Source organism: Pseudonocardia xishanensis, from assembly GCF_039541715.1.
Lineage (GTDB): Bacteria > Actinomycetota > Actinomycetes > Mycobacteriales > Pseudonocardiaceae > Pseudonocardia > Pseudonocardia xishanensis.
Genome location: NZ_BAABGT010000029.1, coordinates 134,452 through 153,978 on the forward strand (window position 1 = coordinate 134,452; position 19,527 = coordinate 153,978).

Annotated in this window: 17 protein-coding genes; 5 read left to right on the top strand and 12 right to left on the bottom strand. The window is 73.2% G+C overall.

What is annotated here, in order from left to right:
- The first annotated feature begins 41 nt into the window (after window positions 1-41).
- Window positions 42-1,958: a glycosyltransferase gene (locus ABD993_RS11525; protein ID WP_345415769.1), complete on the top strand. Its 1,917-nt coding sequence runs from the start codon at window positions 42-44 to the stop codon at window positions 1,956-1,958.
- Between the two features lie 228 nt (window positions 1,959-2,186).
- Here the strand turns inward: ABD993_RS11525 and ABD993_RS11530 are convergent, their stop codons facing one another.
- The 3 genes from ABD993_RS11530 to ABD993_RS11540 form a co-directional block, all read right to left on the bottom strand.
- Complete coding sequence (locus ABD993_RS11530) at window positions 2,187-4,148, bottom strand: glycosyltransferase (protein WP_345415772.1); 1,962 nt, start codon at window positions 4,146-4,148, stop codon at window positions 2,187-2,189.
- Window positions 4,149-5,375: a UDP-galactopyranose mutase gene (glf, locus tag ABD993_RS11535; RefSeq protein WP_345415775.1), complete on the bottom strand. Its 1,227-nt coding sequence runs from the start codon at window positions 5,373-5,375 to the stop codon at window positions 4,149-4,151.
- Between the two features lie 170 nt (window positions 5,376-5,545).
- On the bottom strand, window positions 5,546-7,600 hold the full coding sequence (locus ABD993_RS11540; protein WP_345415778.1) for a DUF6541 family protein: 2,055 nt from the start codon (window positions 7,598-7,600) through the stop codon (window positions 5,546-5,548).
- Window positions 7,601-7,670: 70 nt separating this feature from the next.
- Here ABD993_RS11540 and ABD993_RS11545 point away from each other — a divergent pair, with 70 nt between their 5' ends.
- Window positions 7,671-8,303, top strand: a complete 633-nt coding sequence (locus tag ABD993_RS11545; protein WP_345415780.1) for a class I SAM-dependent methyltransferase — start codon at window positions 7,671-7,673, stop codon at window positions 8,301-8,303.
- Here the strand turns inward: ABD993_RS11545 and ABD993_RS11550 are convergent.
- Window positions 8,300-9,502: a glycosyltransferase family 2 protein gene (locus ABD993_RS11550; protein WP_345415783.1), complete on the bottom strand. Its 1,203-nt coding sequence runs from the start codon at window positions 9,500-9,502 to the stop codon at window positions 8,300-8,302. The two genes, ABD993_RS11545 and ABD993_RS11550, sit on opposite strands and share 4 nt — an antisense overlap.
- Window positions 9,499-10,449 (bottom strand): glycosyltransferase family 2 protein, encoded by a 951-nt coding sequence (locus ABD993_RS11555; RefSeq protein ID WP_345415786.1) that lies wholly within the window; start codon window positions 10,447-10,449, stop codon window positions 9,499-9,501. The genes ABD993_RS11550 and ABD993_RS11555 overlap by 4 nt, the downstream gene beginning before the upstream one ends.
- A 71-nt stretch (window positions 10,450-10,520) precedes the next feature.
- On the opposite strand from ABD993_RS11555, the gene ABD993_RS11560 reads away from it, so the two are divergent.
- Window positions 10,521-11,825 carry a lipopolysaccharide biosynthesis protein gene (locus tag ABD993_RS11560; protein ID WP_345415789.1) on the top strand — a complete coding sequence of 435 codons (1,305 nt, stop codon included), beginning with the start codon at window positions 10,521-10,523 and terminating at the stop codon, window positions 11,823-11,825.
- A gap of 285 nt (window positions 11,826-12,110) precedes the next feature.
- On the opposite strand, the gene ABD993_RS11565 is transcribed toward ABD993_RS11560, so the two are convergent.
- The 3 genes from ABD993_RS11565 to ABD993_RS11575 form a co-directional block, all read right to left on the bottom strand.
- Window positions 12,111-13,034, bottom strand: a complete 924-nt coding sequence (locus ABD993_RS11565) for a decaprenyl-phosphate phosphoribosyltransferase (protein WP_345415792.1) — start codon at window positions 13,032-13,034, stop codon at window positions 12,111-12,113.
- Window positions 13,031-13,597, bottom strand: a complete 567-nt coding sequence (locus ABD993_RS11570) for a phosphatase PAP2 family protein (RefSeq protein WP_345415795.1) — start codon at window positions 13,595-13,597, stop codon at window positions 13,031-13,033. The genes ABD993_RS11565 and ABD993_RS11570 overlap by 4 nt, the downstream gene beginning before the upstream one ends.
- 121 nt (window positions 13,598-13,718) lie before the next feature.
- A complete protein-coding gene (locus tag ABD993_RS11575) occupies window positions 13,719-14,531 on the bottom strand; it encodes an HAD family hydrolase (protein ID WP_345415798.1) in 813 nt (270 codons plus the stop codon).
- Between the two features lie 18 nt (window positions 14,532-14,549).
- Between ABD993_RS11575 and ABD993_RS11580 the strand changes: the two genes are divergently transcribed.
- Window positions 14,550-15,674, top strand: coding sequence for a glycosyltransferase (locus ABD993_RS11580; protein ID WP_345415801.1), 1,125 nt, complete (start codon window positions 14,550-14,552; stop codon window positions 15,672-15,674).
- On the opposite strand, the gene ABD993_RS11585 is transcribed toward ABD993_RS11580, so the two are convergent.
- Window positions 15,675-16,154 carry a MarR family winged helix-turn-helix transcriptional regulator gene (locus tag ABD993_RS11585; RefSeq protein ID WP_345415804.1) on the bottom strand — a complete coding sequence of 160 codons (480 nt, stop codon included), beginning with the start codon at window positions 16,152-16,154 and terminating at the stop codon, window positions 15,675-15,677.
- Between the two features lie 58 nt (window positions 16,155-16,212).
- On the opposite strand from ABD993_RS11585, the gene ABD993_RS11590 reads away from it, so the two are divergent.
- A complete protein-coding gene (locus ABD993_RS11590) occupies window positions 16,213-17,223 on the top strand; it encodes an FUSC family protein (RefSeq protein WP_345415807.1) in 1,011 nt (336 codons plus the stop codon).
- On the opposite strand, the gene ABD993_RS11595 is transcribed toward ABD993_RS11590, so the two are convergent.
- The 3 genes from ABD993_RS11595 to ABD993_RS11605 are packed head-to-tail and all read right to left on the bottom strand — an operon-like array spanning window position 17,216 to window position 19,525.
- Window positions 17,216-17,662 (bottom strand): DUF350 domain-containing protein, encoded by a 447-nt coding sequence (locus ABD993_RS11595; protein ID WP_345415810.1) that lies wholly within the window; start codon window positions 17,660-17,662, stop codon window positions 17,216-17,218. The two genes, ABD993_RS11590 and ABD993_RS11595, sit on opposite strands and share 8 nt — an antisense overlap.
- A gap of 33 nt (window positions 17,663-17,695) precedes the next feature.
- Window positions 17,696-18,859 (bottom strand): glutathionylspermidine synthase family protein, encoded by a 1,164-nt coding sequence (locus ABD993_RS11600; protein ID WP_345415813.1) that lies wholly within the window; start codon window positions 18,857-18,859, stop codon window positions 17,696-17,698.
- A 3-nt stretch (window positions 18,860-18,862) separates the two neighbouring features.
- Entirely contained in the window at window positions 18,863-19,525 is a 663-nt protein-coding gene (locus ABD993_RS11605; RefSeq protein ID WP_345415816.1) for a hypothetical protein, read from the bottom strand.
- Window positions 19,526-19,527: the final 2 nt, after the last annotated feature.

Consider the following 19,527-nt stretch of genomic DNA (forward strand, 5'->3'; position numbering starts at 1 on the left):
ACATCCGACAGCCCCCCGCACCCGGAGGACGATCCATCGTCATGCTGCGTACCGCCGAGACCCCGGACTCGCCCGTGGCCACCCCGGGGAGGCAGTCCGACCGGACGGGGGGCCCGGTCCGGCTGACCGCGCAGCGGGGCCTGTTCTTCGGCCCGACGGCGCTGGCACCCGAGGACCTCTACTCGGTCGTCGAGCGGGGCGCGGCGCGCCGGGAGCGGACCACGGTCACCCTCGCGCCGGGGTCGAAGGTCGGCACCAACACCTACTTCGGCCGGTTCTCCGCGACCTACTGGCAGCGCTGGACGGGCGTCGAGCAGGTCGAGGTCACCGCCGTCGCCTCCGGTGAGGGCCGGATCCGGCTGCTCGCGTCGGACACGAACAAGGTCTCCCGGATCGTCGCCTCGGCCGACGTCGGCACGGCCGTGGGCGCCGAGACCCGCGAGATCCGGCTGACCGGCCCGGTCGACCGCTTCCTCGACGGCGGCGGCATGTGGCTGGAGATCACCACGGAGCTGGGGTCGCTGGTCGTCTCCGACGTGCGCTGGTCGGTGCTCGCGCCGCGTCGCGTCCCGCTCACGGACGTGGTGATCTGCACGTACAACCGCGTGAACGAGTGCCTGGACACCCTGCAGGCGCTGGCGGACGACCCCGAGGCGCTCGCCGTCGTCGGGCTGGTGCGGGTGGTGGACCAGGGCAGCGACCCGCTGGAGTCCCGCGAGCGGTTCGAGGCCGTGTCGGAGGCGTTGGGGGACAAGCTCGTCTACCTGCGCCAGCGGAACCTGGGCGGGGCGGGCGGGTTCACCCGCGGGCTGTTCGAGGCCACCGCGGGGGCGCCGGAGGAGCATCGGGACGTCCTGTTCATGGACGACGACGTGATGCTCGAGCCGGAGATCCTCTTCCGCCTCACCACGTTCGGGGCGTGCACCGCGGTGCCCACGATCGTCGGCGGGCAGATGCTGAACCTGCTCCACCCCGGACACCTGCACATCTCCGCCGAGTACGCGGACCCGGAGAACCTCGAGGTCGGGCTGCCGGTGCCGGGCGCGCTGCAGGAGGCCTACCTGCTCGGGCTGGACGAGCGGCTGCTGCCGATCAACCAGGAGCGCCGCGCGGACACCGAGTACAACGGCTGGTGGTCCTGCCTGATCCCGGCCGAGATCGTCCGGGCGATCGGCTACCCGCTGCCGCTGTTCTTCCAGTGGGACGACATCGAGTTCGGCTACCGGGCGCGGCACGCCGGCTTCCCCACCGTCTCGCTGCCCGGTGCGGGCGTGTGGCACGGGGACTTCGGGTGGAAGGACTGGGACGAGTGGCACCGGTACTTCAACCTGCGCAACGGGTTGATCACCGCGGCGCTGCGCACCCCGTTCTCCACCAAGAAGATCACCGGCCGGATCCGGCACCTGCTGTCGATCTACCTCATCGGGATGCACTACGGGCTCGCGGCCACCCTGCTGCAGGCCGTCGAGGACTTCCTGAAGGGCCCGGAGATCCTTGCGGACGGCTCCGCCGAGGCCGCCGCGATGATCCGCCGGGTGCGGGCGGACTACCCGGAGACCACGGTCGTGAAGATGGCCGACCTGGGCGAGGACTTCCGGGAGCTGCCGGTGATCCGCTCGGCGAGCGAGCCGTCGTCCGAGGCCCTGACCTGGGCCAAGCGGGCCGCCTACCAGGCGTTGGGCAAGGCGGCGCACCGCACGGGCTTCATCCCGGCCGGGGACGCGCACTGGTGGCACGTCGCGCTGTTCGAGCGGGCGGTCGTCACGGACATGGGTGAGACCGGCGTCCGCATCCGCACCCGGGACAGGGACCGCGCGATCGCCCTGGCCAAGCGCGGCTTCGAGGCGATCCGCAGGCTGCGGGCCGAGGGCCCGGCGGTGGTGGAGCGGTACCGCGCCGCCGCCCCGGAGCTCACCAGCCGCGAGAACTGGGCCCGCCTCTACGACACGGACTCCTGACCCGCGAGTCCTCCGCTTCCGACACGCGAGTCCGACGTCGCCGCGGATCGGCGTCGCGGCCTCACCGCGTGAGCACCCACCGGGGCCCGCGCGCGTTCGTGGGCGCGGAGGTCGCCGTCGGCCCCGAGTGCGCGGCGGAGCAGCCACGCGTCCTCCAGGGCCTGGTCGGCGCCCCGGGCTTGGGAGGGCGGAAGGGCGTGGGCGGCGTCTTCGAGCAGTGTGACCGGGCTACTTCTCGAAGATCTCGGTCCTCCAGGCCTCGCGGCTGGTGAGCCACGGCTGCGCCTCGCGGTAGCGGGACTGGAGGTCCGGCCACTGCTTGGCCACCCGGCGGTGCAGCTCCAGCGACCGGCGCACCATCTGCTTGAACAGCCCCGGGTCGCGGCGGCGGAAGGTGACGCCGCGCCCGTCCGGCGTGGAGACGGTGGCGGAGTCCAGACCCGCCAGCACGAACCACTGCGCCTTCTTCCACGGCACGTTCCGCTGCGGGACGACCGCGTTCGCCGGGTCCGGGGTCTTCAGATTCCGCAGGACGCCGCGGGCCAGCCCGGTGGCGACCTTGACCTTGCCCACCGGGGGCTCCGGGAAGAGCTGGGCGCCCAGCGCGTCCAAGGTGGAGAGCGGGACCTCGGTGGCGGACTGGAGGGGGCGGCCGTCGTCGTACTCGGCGCGCTCGGCGCGGATCTCGCCGAGGACCACGGGGAGCTTGGCGAACAGCGCCTCGGGGCCCGCCAGGAAGTCCGTGAGGCCCTTGATCTGCAGCGCGACGGCCGAGTACTCCATCAGCATCAGGTGCCGCAGCGTGCGCTTGAAGGACTCCTGCAACATCGGCCTGGGCGAGTCCGGTCCGTGCAGCGCCGCCGCGACGAACCGGTTGCGGTAGTGGAAGTACGCCTGCCAGTCCGAGCTGTCGTCCTTCTCGATGAAGGACATGTGCCAGATGGCGATCCCGGGGACGGTGGCCGTGCGGAAGCCGCGGCCGCGGGCGCGCAGGCCGTACTCGGCGTCGTCCCACTTGATGAACAACGGCAGCGGCAGGCCCAGCTCCTCGGCGACCACGCGCGGGATCAGGCACATCCACCAGGCGTTGTAGTCGACGTCCACGCGGCGGTGCAGCCACGGCGTCTCGCGCAGGGTCTGCTCGGCGAGGTCGTGGTGCGGCTCGGTCTCGGGCGCGACCCGCCACATGAACTGGTTGCGGTCGACGACCTCGCCCATGGTCGACAGCTGCGAGCGCGCCTGCAGCGACAGCATCTGCCCGCCGACCAGCATCGGCTCGCGCGACCAGCGGGAGAACGCGACGGCGCGCAGGATCGAGTCCGGCTCGAGCAGGATGTCGTCGTCCATGTAGAGGATCTGCTCGCAGTCCGTGCTGCCGAGCGCTTCGTACATGACGCGCGCGTAGCCGCCGGAGCCGCCGAGGTTGGGCTGGTCGATGATCCGCAGCCGGTCGCCGAGCGCCTCGGCGGCCTTGCCGAAGCCCGCCGCGTCCCGCACCTTCGACGTGCCCTGGTCCGGCAGGACCACCGCGGTGACGGCGGCGAGCACCTCGGGGTCCTCGCCGATCGCGGTGAGGGTGGCGACGCAGTCGGCCGGGCGGTTGAACGTCGGCATGCCGATGGTGACCGCGGCCCGGCCGGGCGCCGCGGTGGAGGCGTGCCAGCCGCCGCCGTGCAGGGTGAGCTCGGAGTCCGCCGAGGTCAGGTCGAACCAGTACCAGCCGCCGTCCTCGAACGGGCGCAGGTCCAGCGCGAGATCGAGGTCCCGCTCGCCGGAGACGACCTCGCCGGTGACGTAGATGTGGGAGCCGTCCGCCTTGGAGCGGTAGACGTCCACCCGGCCCTCGCCCTCGAGCGAGAGCCGCAGCCGGATGTCGGTCAGCGTGGACCAGCGCCGCCAGTACCCCGCCGCGAAACCGTTGAAGTACGCGCCGAAGGACACCTCGCTCTGCGCGGGCAGCACCGCGGAGGTCCGCGAGGTGACGCGCAGCGCGCGGCCCGAGGTCGCCGAGACCGTGAGGGTCATCGGCTTCTCCTGCGTCCCCGCCGTCGGGGTCGTGGGGGTCAGCGTGGTGCCGGTGCGCTCGTCGACGTAGAGCGCGCGGACGCTGAGCGGATCGGCGTGCCGGGGCAGGATGATCCGCTGCAGCAGCGTGTCCAGAGCGGTGGTCGGCTCGGCGGTGGTGGTCACTCAGTCCTCAGCGCTCTCGGTGCCCGACAGGGCCTTGCCCTCGGTGAAGTGCGGGGCGATCCGGTTGTCGAACATGGTCAGCGCGGACCCGATCGCCATGTGCATGTCCAGGTACTTGTACGTGCCCAGGCGGCCGCCGAACAGCACGTTGCGGTTCGCGGTCTCCTTGCGGGCCAGCTCGCGGTAGCGCTCCAGCTTCGCCCGGTCCTCCGGCGTGCCGACGGGGTAGTACGGCTCGTCCCCGGACTCGGCGAAGCGCGAGTACTCGCGCACGATGACCGTCTTGTCCTTCGGGTAGTCCCGCTCGGGGTGGAAGTGCCGGAACTCGTGGATCCGGGTGTAGGGCACCTCCTGGTCGTTGTAGTTCATGACCGGGGTGCCCTGGAAGTCGCCGGTGTCGTGGCGGACCTCGATCTCGAAGTCCAGCGTGCGCCAGGACAGCTCGCCCTCGCTGAAGTCGAAGTAGCGGTCCAGCGGGCCCGTGTAGACCGTGGGGATGTCGGCGAGCTCGTCTCGCACCTCGAAGTAGTCGGTGTCGAGACGGACGGTGATGTTCGGGTGGTCCGCCATCTTCTCCAGCCACGCGGTGTACCCGTCCACGGGCAGACCCTCGTAGGTGTCGTTGAAGTAGCGGTTGTCGAAGGTGTAGCGCACCGGGAGCCGGGTGATGATCGACGCGCCCAGCTGCGTGGGGTCGGTCTGCCACTGCTTCGCGGTGTAGCCCTTGACGAACGCCTCGTACAGCGGGCGCCCGATCAGCGAGATCGCCTTCTGCTCGAGGTTCTCCGCCTCGGCGGTGTCCACCTCGCTCGCCTGCTCCGCGATCAGGGCACGGGCCTCGTCCGGGCTGTGCGACCTGCCGAAGAACTGGTTGATCAGTGCCAGGTTCATCGGGAAGGCGTAGACCTGCTCGCCCACCTTCGCGAACACCCGGTGCTGATAGCCGGTGAACTCGGTGAACCTGTTGCAGTACTCCCACACGCGCTTGTTCGAGGTGTGGAACAGGTGCGCGCCGTACTTGTGGATCTCGATGCCGGTCTCGGGCTCCGGCTCGGAGTAGGCGTTGCCGCCGATGTGGCTGCGACGCTCCAGCACGAGCACCTTCCTGCCGAGCTCGGCGGCGGCGCGTTCGGCGATCGTCAGCCCGAAGAAGCCCGAGCCGACCACGACCAGGTCGAACGCGGAGGCGGAGCGTGCGGAGCCGACCCTCTGCTGTGCGTCAGTCACGGGCACCGAGGGTAGCGGCGGTGACGGGCACCACCTGCACGGGGACGGGGATCGGCGAGGCCGGCACCTCTCCGCAGGGGGTGCCACGGTCACCAGGAGCCGCGGACGGCGCCGTGTCCGCCCGGTTCACCCGTCCGTCGGCGAGGTGGGCGCCGCCGTCCTCGTCGCGGTCAGGCGCTGGGCAGGGCGGTGTCGAGGTCCAGCGCGTAGACGCTGACGGTGCCGCTGCGGAAGCGCAGGTCCAGGCCCGGGAGGCCGTCGAGGTCCGCGAGGCCGGGGGCCAGCGAGAAGCCCGCGCTGCCCGCCCAGCCCTCCGGCGATCCGTTCGAGCCGATGCCGGGGGCGCTCTCGTCCACGTAGACCCAGCGGACGTTCAGCACCTGCAGCTGCCTGCGCACCCCGGGGTCGGTGGGATAGGAGTGGAAGTCCTCCAGCAGCTCGTAGCTGTAGGGCACGCCGGGCAGGCCCAGGGTGTAGACGTTGACGACCGGGACGCCGCGTTCGACGTAGAGGTAGGTGGAGCCGTCGTTCGGGGAGTTGAACACGCGCTCACCGGGCTCGACCCGGTCGGCGAGCCAGGCGATCGCGGCCTGGTCGTCCGGGCCGACCCGCACGAAGTCCGGGGAGGAGTACCGCGTGGCGACGGCCTCCTCGTTCAGCTGGGCGTACGAGCTCGCCGGGACGGCCGCGTAGTAGGCGAAGACCGCGGCCACGACGGCCGTCGCGGCCAGGACCGCCGGGAGCCGGACCCGACGGCGGACGAGCACCCCGATCAGGTCGGCGGTGAGGACCACGCCCAGCCCGGCCAGCACCGGGACCAGCATCGAGGTGTGTGACCAGGTGCGGAGCATGGCGTTGTAGAAGAAGCCGGTGACCAGGGCGTCGTACCCGGTCCCGGGGCTCAGCCAGGCCCCGATCAGGATCACGGCCCAGAACAGCCACGCCGTGACCGGGCCCAGCCCGCGACGGCGCAGCACCAGGGCCACCACGCCGAGCGCGGCGAGGATCGCGGCGGAGCGCTGCCAGTACAGGTCGTCCGGGTCCAGCCAGCCCGTGTACGGCAGGCCGACCACGCGCTCGAGCGCCGCGCCGAAGTCCACGGGCCCGCTGTCCGGGGGGAACGCGCCCGTGCGGCCCGTGGCGCCGAGACCCGGTCCGACCGCCGGGACGAGCAGCACCACCGCGGTGCCGACCGCGGCCGCCAGCGGCTTCACCAGCCCCCGCAGCCGGCGCCTGCTGTGCCTGGTCGCCAGCTCGCCGAGCGCCCAGAACGCCGTGGTCAGCCCGATCGACACCGCCACCGAGGGGTGCACCCAGACGGCACCGGCGGTCGCCGCTCCGGCGGCCACCCCGACGCCCACGCGACGGCCGGGCAGGGCCAGCAGAACCGCCACGACCCCCGGGACCATGGCGAACGCCGCGGCCTGGCCGAGGATGCCGCCGTCGTGCGTGAGCTGGTAGATCGGCCGGTACATGCCCGCCATGACCAGCGCGGCGACGCCCGCCGCGAGCAGCGCCGAACCCCGGGACAGCGCGAGCCGCCGGGCCGCGACCGCGGCCAGCGCGGCGACCCCGGTGATCATCGCGCCGACCAGGATCACCACGGTCATGGCGTTCATCGCCGCGACGACCTCGAACCCGTCCAGCTGGGCGGTGAGTCCGGCGAGCAGGTGGAAGCCGGAGGGGTAGAAGGAGACGGGCCCACCGGTCAGGACGTCCGCGGGGACCAGCTCCCAGGGCGCCGCCCGGCCGGAGCGCGCGATGTAGGCGGTCTGCATCGCGTGGATGATCATGTCGTGCTCCTGCGGCACGGTCGCGAGCCCGCCGAGCCCGCGCAGCCAGCACCACAGCCCGTAGGCGAGCGCGACGACGATCATCGCGAGCCCGACCGCCGCGGGCACCGGAGCGGTCCGCGCCCGGCTCCGACCCCGCTCCGCCGGGGCGTGCTTCCAGGTGCGCGCGGCCCGGCGTCGTCGGGCGGCGCGGGTGGCCCGCCACCCGGCCACCGCCAGCAGCATCGCCACGACCACCGCGACCGGCACCGGCCCGTAGGAGAACCCGCCCAGTGCCGCGAGGACCGCGACCAGCCCGCACACCGCCACGCTCAGCGGCGGGGCCACCGCGACCAGCAGGACCGGGGACTGCACCCGCAGCGCAGCGGCCACCGCGAGCCCGGGGAGATATCCGACCAGCGCGGCGACGAGGAGCAGGACCGCGTCGGGCACGGGTGCGAGGCTACTGAACGCCGACCGGCACCCGTCCACGCCGTTCCCAGGGTGTCGGTAGTCTCCCGACATGCCCGACCTCAAGATCGGCCCCGCGATCCGAACCCGCCTCGGGCGCTACGAGATCCCAGCCGCAGACGCCTACAGGTCGTTGTTCATCAACCTCGCCGACTGCGCCGAGGTCCTGGCGAGCGTGTTTCCGGCGAAACGCATCCTTGAGGTCGGCTGCGGAGACGGGAGCTTCGCGCAGCGTCTCCTGGAGCGATATCAGGACGCCGAATACGTCGGGATCGACGTGTCGGATCAGCCGGGGCGGCTGTTCCGCGGAGACTCCGCCCGGGCGAGTTTTCTAAGTATCGACTCAAGTTCGTTCCGTGCGACCGACCCGGGGACGTTCGACCTGGTCGTCGTGGTGGACGTGATCCATCACGTGCCGCACCACCTGCGCGAGTCGCTGCTGCGCGATGTCCGGGATCTCACGACGCCTGGTGGGCACTATGCGATCAAGGAATGGGAGCCGAAACCGGGCCCCGCACACTTCGCTTGTTGGGCCGCGGACCGCTTCATCACGGGGGACCGCATCTCACACGTCCCGAGCGCTGCTATGAGAGACCGTCTTGAGGGTCTGTTCGGCGACGAGCTGGTTCTGGAGGCCCGGATCCCCCCGCACCGCCACAACTACCTGCTGGGCTACCGGCGCTAGTCCTCGCCGATCCTGGTGAGGCTCAGGGTGAAGCTGACGATGATCAGCTGGAAGCCCGTCACGCACAGCACCATGCCCACGATCGGGACGCGCATCGACTGCACCACATCGAGGGCGCCGAAGCCGTTCGCCCCCCACGAGCTGACCGCCGCGATGAAGGCCGCGATCCCGAGGAGCATGGCGAGCCCCCCGATGACCAGGCCCTTCTCCAGGGAGAGCCGGGTGAAGATCCGTTCGAACTTCTCCGACGGCGGCGGCAGCAGCTTGAGGTGGGCCGCGTAGGACCGTGCGACCACCGCCAGACCGACCCCCTGGGTGCCGACGACGAACATCGTGGCGAACGCCAGCATGGAGTGGATGCCGAGGCCGACGTCGCCGACCATCCGGGTGGCCGGGCCGACGGCCAGCCACACCATCCCGAGCAGCCCGACGGCCATCATCGCCAGCGACGGGTAGTACAGCAGCCAGCGCGGCGAGAAGGCGAGCAGGAAGCGCAGGTGCCGCCAGCCGTCCCGCCAGGTGCGCAGGTGTGGGGCGCGGGTGCGGCCGTCCGGGCGCAGCGTGGTGGGGACCTCGGTGATCCGGTAGTGCGACAGCGACGCCCGCACCACCATCTCCGACGCGAACTCCATGCCCGAGGTGCGCAGGCCCAGCTCCAGCAGCCGGTCCCGACGGAAGGCGCGCATGCCGCAGTGGAAGTCGCCGACCGGGATCCGGAAGAACAGCCGCCCGAGCATCGACAGCACCGGGTTGCCCAGGTACTTGTGCAGGAACGGCATGGCGCCGGGCTCGATGCCGCCCTGGAAACGGTTGCCCATCACGAGGTCGGAACCGGCGCGCAGGCCATCCAGGAAGCCGCCGAGGCTGTCCAGGGCGTAGCTGTCGTCCGCGTCCGCCATCAGCACGTACTCGCCGCGCGAGGCCTCGATCCCGGCCATCAGCGCGGCGCCGTACCCGCGGCGGGGGACGTCGACCACGCGGGCGCCGAGGTCTCGCGCGATGTCCTGGGAACCGTCGGTGGAGCCGTTGTCCGCGACCACGACCTCCCCGGCCACCCCGAGCTCGGCGAGCGAGGTCTGGGCCTTGCGGATGCAGGTCTCCAGCGTCTCGGCCTCGTTGAGGCAGGGCAGCACCACGGAGAGCTCGATGGCCTGGGGGTCGGCCTCGCGGGCGGCCTCGACGGTCGACGAGGTCGTCATGTCAGCGTGCTCCTCTGAACGTGCCGTTCTGCGGATCCGGTCGACAGGGCGAGGCGCAGGACCTCTCGCGCCACCGGCAACTCTCCCGTACGCAGCAGACCCGGAAGTGTCGCCACGCCGTGGGCGCGCGAGGTCCAGTGCCAGCGTGCGGCGCGGGCGGCCCGGGGCCAGCCGCGCGCCGCCAACACGGCGGCGACCTCGGCGAAGTAGGCGGTCTCCTCGGCGAAGCGGGTGCCGTCGACCGCGCCGGCCGACGACAGGCTCGCCGCGTGCCGCCGGTAGTCGATGCCCGGCTCGCCGGACAGGACGCACTCGCCGCCCGCGAGCAGCATCCGCAGGTAGAGGTCCAGGTCGAGGACGATGTCGTAGCCCTCGCGGAAGCCGTGCTCGACGACGAACGCGCGCCGGAAGACGCAGCTGGGGAAATACATCCAGTTGCCGTGCAGCAGGGAGGTGCTGAGCTCCTCGCCGCCCGAGACGCGGGCCGCGCCCGTGACCCGCAGCTTCGTGCGTGCCTTGACCCGGTCGGCGAGCGGTGCCACCGGCCGCCCGGCGCCGTCGATCACGCGGGCGTCCATGTGCAGCCAGGCGGCGGCGGGGTGGGCGGCGGCGAGGTCCAGGACCCGGCCGACGAAGTCCGGGTGCACCCGGTCGTCCGCGCCGAGCAGGACCACCCAGTCCGCGGTGGCCTCCTCGAGGCAGCGCTGGAAGTTGCGGTTGATGCCCAGGCGCGCGGGGTTGGGGAGGTAGCGGACCCGCTCGTCCCCGGCCAGCCACTCGGCCAGGCCCACGGACCGGCCCTGCTCGACGCCGTCGTCGACGACGGTCAACCGCCAGCGCGGGTCCCGCTGGGCGCGCACGCTCTCGACCGCCTCGCGGAGCAGCGCGTCGTCCCCGTAGGCGGGGATCATGACGTCGACGCCCGTCGTCGTGCGGTCCGCGCTCACCCGCAGAGGGTAGCGACCGCCCGACCGGCGTCCGCGGACCCGGCCCCCCGGCTGCCGTACGCTGCGTCCCCATGAGCGGTCGGGCGCGGCTGGCGCGGGTGCAGCTGCACCGGCTGTCCGGCGCCGCGCTGGTCGGCGTGGGCATGGTGGTGCTCGGTGCCGCCGCGTACGTCTTCCTGGCCCTGGCGGGGCACGCCCTCGCCCCGGAGGGCTACACCGCCGTCGCGTCCGTCTACTTCGTCGTGGCGATCGTGGGGCCCGGGCTCTTCGTGGCCGTCGAGCAGGCCGCGAACCGGGAGGTCAGCGCCCGGGCCGCGGCGGGGCAGGGCATCGGGCCCGTCGCCCGGTCGGCCTCGCTGGTCGCCGGGGGCCTGGCGCTCGTGGTCAGCGCGGCACTGCTGGCGCTGTCGCCGGTGCTGGTGGACCGGGTGCTCGCGGGCTCGTGGGCGCTGCTCGTGGCGGTCGTGGTCTCGGTGCTCGGCGCGGCGGCGGTCTACACGCTGCGCGGGCTCTACGCCGGGGCGCGCCGCTTCGGCTGGTACTCCGCGACCCTGGGGGCCGAGGGCCTCGGCAGGCTGTTGCCCTGCGCCGCGCTCGTGCTCGTCGGGTCCGCGGTCCCCGAGCTGTTCGGGTTCGCGTTCGTGGTCGGGGCCGGGTTCGCGGCCCTGCTCACGGTCGTCGGGATGCGCGGGCGGACCGGCGCTCACCTGCCGTCGCCGCCGGTCGACCGGGTCCGGATGGGGCGCGAGGTCGGGATGCTGGCCGCCGCCTCGGGGCTGACGCTGCTCGTGGCGAACCTGGCCCCCGTCGTCGTCACCTCGCGGCTGGTCACGGACGCGGCCACCGCGGCCGCCTTCGCCTCCCTGTTCGTGCTGGCCCGCACCCCGCTGTTCCTCTTCGGGCCGGTGCAGGCCCTGCTCATCCCGGGCCTGTCCGCGGCCGCCGAGCGGGGCGACCGCGCCACCCTGCGCAGGCTGACCGGCCTGGCCCTGGGCCTGGTCGCGGCCGTGGGCGCGGTCGGCACGCTGCTCGCCTGGCTCGCGGGCTCGTGGGCGGCCCGGACCTTCTTCGACGCCCCCGTCCCGATGCCCGGCGGGATCGCCGCGGCCCTGTGCCTCGGCACCGTCGGCATGATGGCGGCGCAGATCCTGCAGGCCGTGCTGGTCGCCCTGCGCTCCAGCCGGACGGCGACGATCGCGTGGGCCGTCGGCACCGTCCTCTACGTCCCGATCCTGTTCCTCCCGATCCCCCCGGTCCTCGCCGCCACGATCGCCCAGGTGGTCGCGCCGGTCGTGGTGGTGGGCCTGATGGTGGTCGGGGTGCGGGGCGGGGTGCGGAGGATGGCACCGGCCCTGACGCCGGTCGCCGGGAGGTGAGCCGTGGCCGCCCCGTCCAGCGAGCTCCACCGGCACCGCAGGCCACTGCCGGGCATGTCACCGGTACGCCAGAACCGGGCGATCCCGGCGTCCGCCAGGCCGACCCGCACGAACGCGAGCAGCTCGGGCAGGGGGCGTAGTCCGGGATCCCGGCGAGTGTCCCGTGGTCGAAGAGGCCGACCCACCGGCCCACGACGAGGAGGGCCTGCCAGGCGGGGTTGGAGAAGCCCTTCGCCGGGATCGGCACCCGGCTGGAGCGCCGGGCCCGCGCCCTCGGCGACGGATCTACAGGTAGACCGCCAGGGTCAGCATCGCCACCCACGCCACTGCGAGCACCTGCAGGACGCGGTCGCCGAGGGCGATGTCCTCGGGCTCGCCGCCGTTGCCGTTGTCCACGTCCACGGCGTAGCGCAGGACGGCGACGACGAACGGGACGATGGAGATGACCGACCACACGGAGTTGTGGTGGGCCTCGCGGATCTCGAAGGCCCACAGGCCGTAGTCCATGACCAGCACCGTGGCCGAGAGGCCCCAGACGAACCGCAGGTAGGACGGCGAGTAGGACTCGAGCGACTTGCGGATCTTCGCGCCGGTGCGCTCGGCGAGCATCATCTCGGCGTAGCGCTTGCCCGAGACCATGAACAGCGAGCCGAACCCGGCGGCCAGCAGGAACCACTGCGACAGCGGGATCGCGGCGGCGACGCCACCGGCGATGGCGCGCATCAGGAAGCCCGACGCGACGATGCAGATGTCCAGCACCGGCTGGTGCTTGAGCCAGAAGCAGTACGCCAGCTGCACGACCACGTAGACGACCAGCACGATCAGCAGCTGCACCGAGGCGACCAGCGACAGCGCGATGGCCACCGCGAACGACACCGCGGCCACGACGTAGGCCACCGGGACCGGGACGATGCCTGCCGCGATCGGCCGGTTCCGCTTGGTCGGGTGGGCGCGGTCGGCGAGGACGTCCTTGGCGTCGTTGACCAGGTACACACCCGACGCGGCCAGCGAGAACGCCGCGAAGGCGATCAGCAGCTTGAGCGCCACCGCCCCCTGGAAGAGGTCCCCGGAGGCGAACGGGGCGGCCAGGACCAGGACGTTCTTGACCCACTGCCGCGGGCGCATCGTCTTGAGGACGCCTGCGGCGAGCCCGAGCGGGGTGCGCTGCGGGGTGGGCTCGACCGTGGTCGGCACGTCGGTGCTGGTCATGAACGCTTCTTCCGGATCAGGCGCGGGATCACGCGCCGGGCGGCCAGTGCGACGCCTGCGCCGAGCCCGGCGCCGGTCGCCACGTCGGTCGGGTAGTGCACGCCCAGGACCAGCCGGGACAGCGCCATCGCGGGGACGACGACGAGCGGGGCGCGGGACCGCAGCAGGCCGCCGTAGAGCACGGCGGCGGCCGTGGTCGAGGTGGCGTGCGAGGAGGGGAAGGAGAGCTTGCTGGGGGTGCCGACCCCGACCCGGACCTGGGGGTGGTCCGGCCGCGGCCTGCGCACCACGCGCTTGACCCCGATCGAGGCCCCGTGCGCGAACGCCACGGCGGCCGCGGACCAGAGCCACTCGGCGCGCCGGGGCCGGTCGACGGCGGCACCGACCGCGCCGAGCGCGAGCCAGCCCAGCGCGTGCTCACCGAAGTGCGACATCCCGCGCGCGACGGCGAGGGTCTGCGGGCCACCGACGGCGTCCTGTACGGCCGCGAGGACCCGCACCTCGACGGGCGCCGGGGCGGGGACGACGGGGGCGACAGGCACGTCGAGCGACCGGTCGGTCACGACAGGGGCCTCCTCGCGCACGCGGTGCGCGCGCCGGTCCGGGGGTGATACGGCCCGTCATGCTACGCGGGGCCGCCCGGGCGGCCGGGGCCGACATCCCCGCGACACGCCCCCGCCCAGGTCAGAACCAGCGCTCGAGGACCAGCGCGACGCCCTCGTCCCCGTGCGAGGCGGTGACCTCGTCCGCCGCCGCGGCGACCTCGGGATGGGCGTTGCCCATGGCGACGCCGTGCCCGGCCCAGCGCAGCATGGCGAGGTCGTTCGGCATGTCCCCGAACGCCACCGTCTGCTCGGCGGTGATCCCGTAGAACCCGGCGACCTCGGCCAGCCCCGTCGCCTTCGTGACACCCGCGGGGGCGACCTCGAGGAGCCCCCCGGGATGGGAGAACGTCAGGTCCACACTGTCCCCGACGAGCGGGGCGAGCGTGTCCAGCATCGCCCCGGACGCCCGCTCGTGGCTCCGGACCAGCAGCTTCACCGCGGGCCGGGACAGCAGCCGGTCCCGGTCCTCGGTCGGCGGGAGCGCACCGGGCCAGGCGTGCCGGTAGTCCGGCTCGGCCACGAACTGGGCCGCCTGGTCGACGAACGCGCTGTCCCCCACCCGCTCGACGCCGAGCCGCGCCTCGGGCAGCACCTGCGCGACGGCCGCGGCCAGCAGGCCGAGGTCTCCCGGGCTGAAGGTGTGGGCGGAGACCACGCGGTCCGCCTCGACGTCGTAGAGCACCGCGCCGTTGGCGCACACGGCGTACCGGACGACACCGAGCTGCGTCGCCACCGGCGGGATCCACCGCGGCGGCCGCCCGGTGACCAGTACGAACGGCACGCCGGCCGCCACCGCACGGCCGATGACGGCCGCGGTGCGCGGGCTGACGGCATGGTCGGGGCCGAGCAACGTCCCGTCGACGTCACTCGCGACCAGTCTCGGCGCCTCCACACCGGTAGCGTACGGACCATGCGCGTGCTCGTGGTCTCGGCGCCGCTCACCGGGCACCTGATGCCGATGCTGCCGCTCGCGGAGGCGCTCTGGGAGGCGGGGCACGACGTGCTCGTCGCGACCGGGGGCGACGCGATGGGGGCGGACACCGGCGAGCTGCCGGTGATCGACGTCGCGCGGGAACTGTCCTTCACCCGGATCGCCGCGCGGTGCATGGCCGCCCATCCGCTGGACGCCCGCGCCGAGCTCGCCGGGACCGCGGGCACCCGGATGGTCGCGCGGATGTTCGGGGCGGTGAACGAGGAGCTGACGGACGCGCTGGTGACCGTGGTCGACCAGTGGCGCCCGGACGTCGTCGTGCACGAGCCGTTGGCCGTCGCCGGGGCCGCGGCGGCCGCCCGGCACGACCTGCCGACGGTCCTGCTGGAGAACTCGCTGTTCGACGGGCCGTCGCTGGTCCGGGTCACCGCGGGCTCCAAGATGATGCAGCGCGCCCTGCGCAGGCACGGCCTCGAGCAGCTGCCGGCACCCGAGGTGCTGCTCACGACCGGCCCGCGCAGCGTCGTCGGCGACCGCGCCGGGCAGCCGATGCGACCGGTGCAGCGCGGCGGCGGCGAGATCCCGGCGTGGCTGCGGGTGCCCGCCGGGTCGGGGGACCTGCTGGACCGGCCCCGCATCCTGGTCTCCCGCAGTACCGTGCCGGGCCCGGGGGCCGACCCGATGCCTGCCGCGCTGGCCGTCGCCGCCGAGGTGGACGCCGAGATCGTGCTGGTCCGCCCGGACTCGCGCACCGCGCGACGGGCCCAGGCCGCGCCGAACGTGCGGACGGTCGGCTGGGTGCCGCTGACCGACGTGATGCCGCTCTGCGCGGCGATCGTGCACCACGGCGGCGCGGGGACCTCGATCGGCGCGCTCGCCGCGGGCATCCCCCAGCTCGCCGTCCCGGGCCCCGGGGACCGCAGGCACAACGCCGAGCTCATCGCCCGGCGCGGCGCCGGGATCGCGGGCAGGGTCACCGCGGAGGCGCTGCACCGCCTGGTCGTCGACGGCGAGCTCGCCGCCAACGCCCGCCAGGTGCGCGCGGAGCTCGAGGCCATGCCCCCGCCCGAGGCGTACGTCCCGGCGATCGCCGCGCTGGACTAGCTACTCCCACGCCTCCAGTGCGGTGCGGAGGAGGCCTGCCAGCACCCGGCGCTGGTCCGGGGTGAGCGCCTCCAGCAGCTGCGCCTCGGCGGCGAGCTGGCGCGGGAGGAGCTCGTCCACCAGCGCCTCCCCCGCGGGCGTGAGCGCCACCCGGGCGGCGCGCGCGTCCGCGGGGTCCGGCTCCCGGGTGACCAGCCCGGCGCCGACCAGCTTGTGCAGGCGTTTCGTGGTCGCCGCCGGGGAGCCGACCACCCCGGCGGTCAGCTCGCCCGGGCGCAGCGGGACGTCGCTGCGGCGCAGCTGGGACAGGACGTCGAACTCGGTCCGGGTCACCCCGGCGTCGGACAGCCACGCGTCCGCCGTCTCCTGGAGGAACCGTGCCGCCCGCAGGATCCGCCCGACGACGGCGATGGGCTCGGTGTCCAGCTCCGGCCTGCGCTGCGCCCAGACCGCCCGGATGGCGTCGACCGCGTCACCCACGGGTTCCCCTTTCCTACACCAGTGAACTACATTTGTTCACTGGTGAAAGGAGTATGTCGTGACGCTCGTCCGGGAGCTGGTGTGGGTCGGACCGCACGCGGGGGCCCACCGACCCGCGCTCCGCTGCGGGATCTCGGTCGGCCTGCCCATGGTCGCCCTGCTCGCGGCGGGCCGGGTGGACCTGCTCGGGGCCGCGGCCTTCGGCGCGTTCACCGCGATCTACGCCCGCGGCCTCACCGTGCCCGCGCGCACGGCACAGCAGGCGGTCGTCGGCGCCGGGCTCACGGCGAGCGTCGTGGTCGGCCTGCTCGCCGCCCACCTGCCCGCCTGGCAGGGCCTGATCATGCTGGTCGGGGTCGCGGTGGCGGCCACCGTCGCGGGCCAGGTCGTGGACTGGAAGCCGGGCGGCCCGCTGTTCTTCGTGTTCGCGGCGGGCGCCTTCGCGGGTGCCCCGGCCTTCGGGTTCGCGGCGGCGCTGCAGGTCGTCGCGGTCACCGCGGGCACGGCGGCGTTCGCGGTGCTCGTCGGCAGCGCGGGCGCGGTGCGCCCCACCCACGTGCGGGCGGCCGCACCGCTGGTGGCCGTGCCGTTGCGGGCCGCGGTCCGTCGCGAGATCGTGCTCGAGGTACTGCTCGCGTGCGCGGTGACCGCGCCGCTGGCCGTGCTGCTGGGGGTCGAGCACGTCTACTGGGCGCTGATCGCGGCGGTCGTGCCGCTGTCGGTGGCGGCGGGCCGCGTGGCCCGCGGCCTGCACCGCGTCGCGGGCACCCTGCTGGGGCTCGTGGTCGCGGTGCCGCTGCTCGCCGCCCACCCGCCCGGCTGGGCGATCGTCCTGGTCGCGGTGGTCCTGCAGGTCGGGGCGGAGCTGTTCGTGCTTCGCAACTACGGCCTCGCGCTGGTGTTCATCACGCCGCTCGCGCTGGTCGTGGGGTCGACCATGCACCCCGCGCCGATCGGCGACCTGCTCGCGGACCGGCTGCTGGCGACGGTGGCGGGGGTGGCCGTCGCCCTGCTCGTCGTGAGCGGTGGGTGGTGCCTGCGCACCACCCACCGCGCACGGACTAGATGATCGCGACCGCGATGATCAGGCCGAGCGCGATGTGCGTCGCCGCGACGACCCAGGCCTCGGCGTTCAGCTCCTCCGCCGCGAGCACCGGGCCGATCTTGATCCCGCTGACCCACTCGAGCAGCCGCACCGCCGCGACCTGGGCGATGATCCCGACCAGGCCGAAGACCAGCGAGGCGAGCAGCCCCTCGGTCAGCAGGCCGGAGGCCGTGAAGATCGCGACGACCACGATGAAGGCCATCGAGACCATGCCCGCGGAGGTGACCACGACGGCGCCGGGCTTGCCCTCGCGGACCAGCTGGACCAGCTTGCCGGGGGTGGTGATGTCGATGGCCCAGAAGCCGATCAGCATCAACAGGGCGCCGACCAGGGCGTAGAGCAGGATCGCGCCGACCCCGCGGCCGAGTCCGGCGAAGTAGGCGGCGTCCAGGGCGAGTGTCATGTTTTCCTCACGATGGGCTTGACGAGGGGGGAGCTACTCGGGGATGCGGTGCGGGACGAAGGCCGCGCCGTCGTCCGTGACCAGGCCCGCGGTCTCGCGGATGCCCAGCCCGGCCGAGCCGTCGCCGACGATCCACGCGCCCAGGGCGGGCCGGAAGCCGTCGAACTCGGGCAGGGGGTCGAACAGTTGGTAGACGTAGCCCTCCGAGCCGTACACGCCGCCGGTGGAGACCTGCGAGCCCGGCGCGACGATGTCGACGTTCGCGCCCTCGCGGCCCAGCAGCGGCTTGCGGACGTACTCGGTGAGCAGCCCGGGATCGTTCAGGTACGCGGGCAGCAGGTTGGGGTGGCCGGGGTAGAGCTCCCAGAGCACCGCGAGGATCGCCTTGTTCGACAGCACGGACTTCCACAGCGGCTCGAGCCACAGCGTGTCCGGCAGGCTCCGCGCGACGTGCTTGCCGAAGTCCTCGGTGAGGATCCACTCCCAGGGGTACAGCTTGAAGACGGAGTGGATGGGAGCCTCGGCGAGGTCGACGAAGCGGTCGAGGTCGACGTCCCAGCCGATGTCCTCGATCCGCAGCCCGACGGTGTCCAGCCCGGCCTCCGCCGCCGTCTCCTGCAGGTACCCCACCGTCACGTGGTCCTCGCCGGTGGAGTCCCCGCCGGACCAGGTGAAGTGGACCTCGTTGGTGGGCAGCAGGGCCTTGACCTCACCGAACCGCTCGACCAGGCGCTCGTGCAGCGAGTTCCACTGGTCGTCTCCCGGATGGGTGTCCTTGAGCCAGTACCACTGCAGGATCGACGCCTCGAGCAGCGTGGTCGGGGTGTCCGCGTTGTACTCGAGCAGCTTGGCCGGGCCGGAGCCGTCGTAGCGCAGGTCGAAGCGGCCGTAGACGTGCGGGTCGTGCCGCTTCCAGGACTCGGCCACCTTCTCCCAGCACCACTCGGGCAGCGCGAAGTCCGCGAACCGTTCGGTGGTGACGACGTGGTCCACCGCCTCGAGGCACATCGAGTGCAGCAGCTCGACATCCGCCTCCAGGGAGAGGATCTCGTCCATCTCGAAGACGTAGTGGACCGACTCGTCCCAGTACGGGCGGGCCCCGCCGGTCGCGTCCCGCCCGGGGGCGTCGTAGACGAGCCCCTGCTCGCGGACGGTCTGCTGCCAGCCGGGGCGCGCGGCCCCGCGTTCACGACGCACCGCTCAGCTCCCGCTGCTTCCCTTGGAGCCGCCCGACGACGAGCTCGACGAGCCCGACCCGGCCGACGAGCCGGAGCTCGACCCGCTCGAGGACGAGCCGCTGCTCACCCCGAGTCCGCCGCGGGAGATGGACTTCCCGGACGGCGTGCGGACGCTCCCGCTGCTCGGCACGCTGGTGGTGCCGCCGCTGACCCGCTGGCCGACGGTCCCGCTGCCGCCGTAGTTGTAGTGGTACTGGCCGCCGCCACCGCCGATGAAGATCGGGTAGAAGCCGCCGCCGCCGTAGTAGGTGTTGCCGGTGTTCGAGGCGGGGGTGACGCAGTTGCTGTCGTCCACGACCACGTCGTTGGCGTCCACGCAGCGGGCCTCGATCTCCTCGTCGTCCGAGGAGACGGCGTACCCCACCGCGATCAGCGCGACGACGCCGACGACCACACCGGAGCCGATGAGGATCCGCTTGCGCTTCTTCTTGCGCCCGGCCTCCTCCTCGGCGAGCCGGGCCTCCTCCGCGCGGCGCCGGGCGCCCTGCTCGCGGGCCCGCTTCTCGGCGAGGGTGGGCTCGCGCGGCGCCGTGGTGTCGTCCTGCTGCGACATGCGGCCGCGCGTGGCACCCACGGACTCCAGCGGACCGGTGTCGTCATCCGGTCGGCCGTCGTTCTCGCTCATCA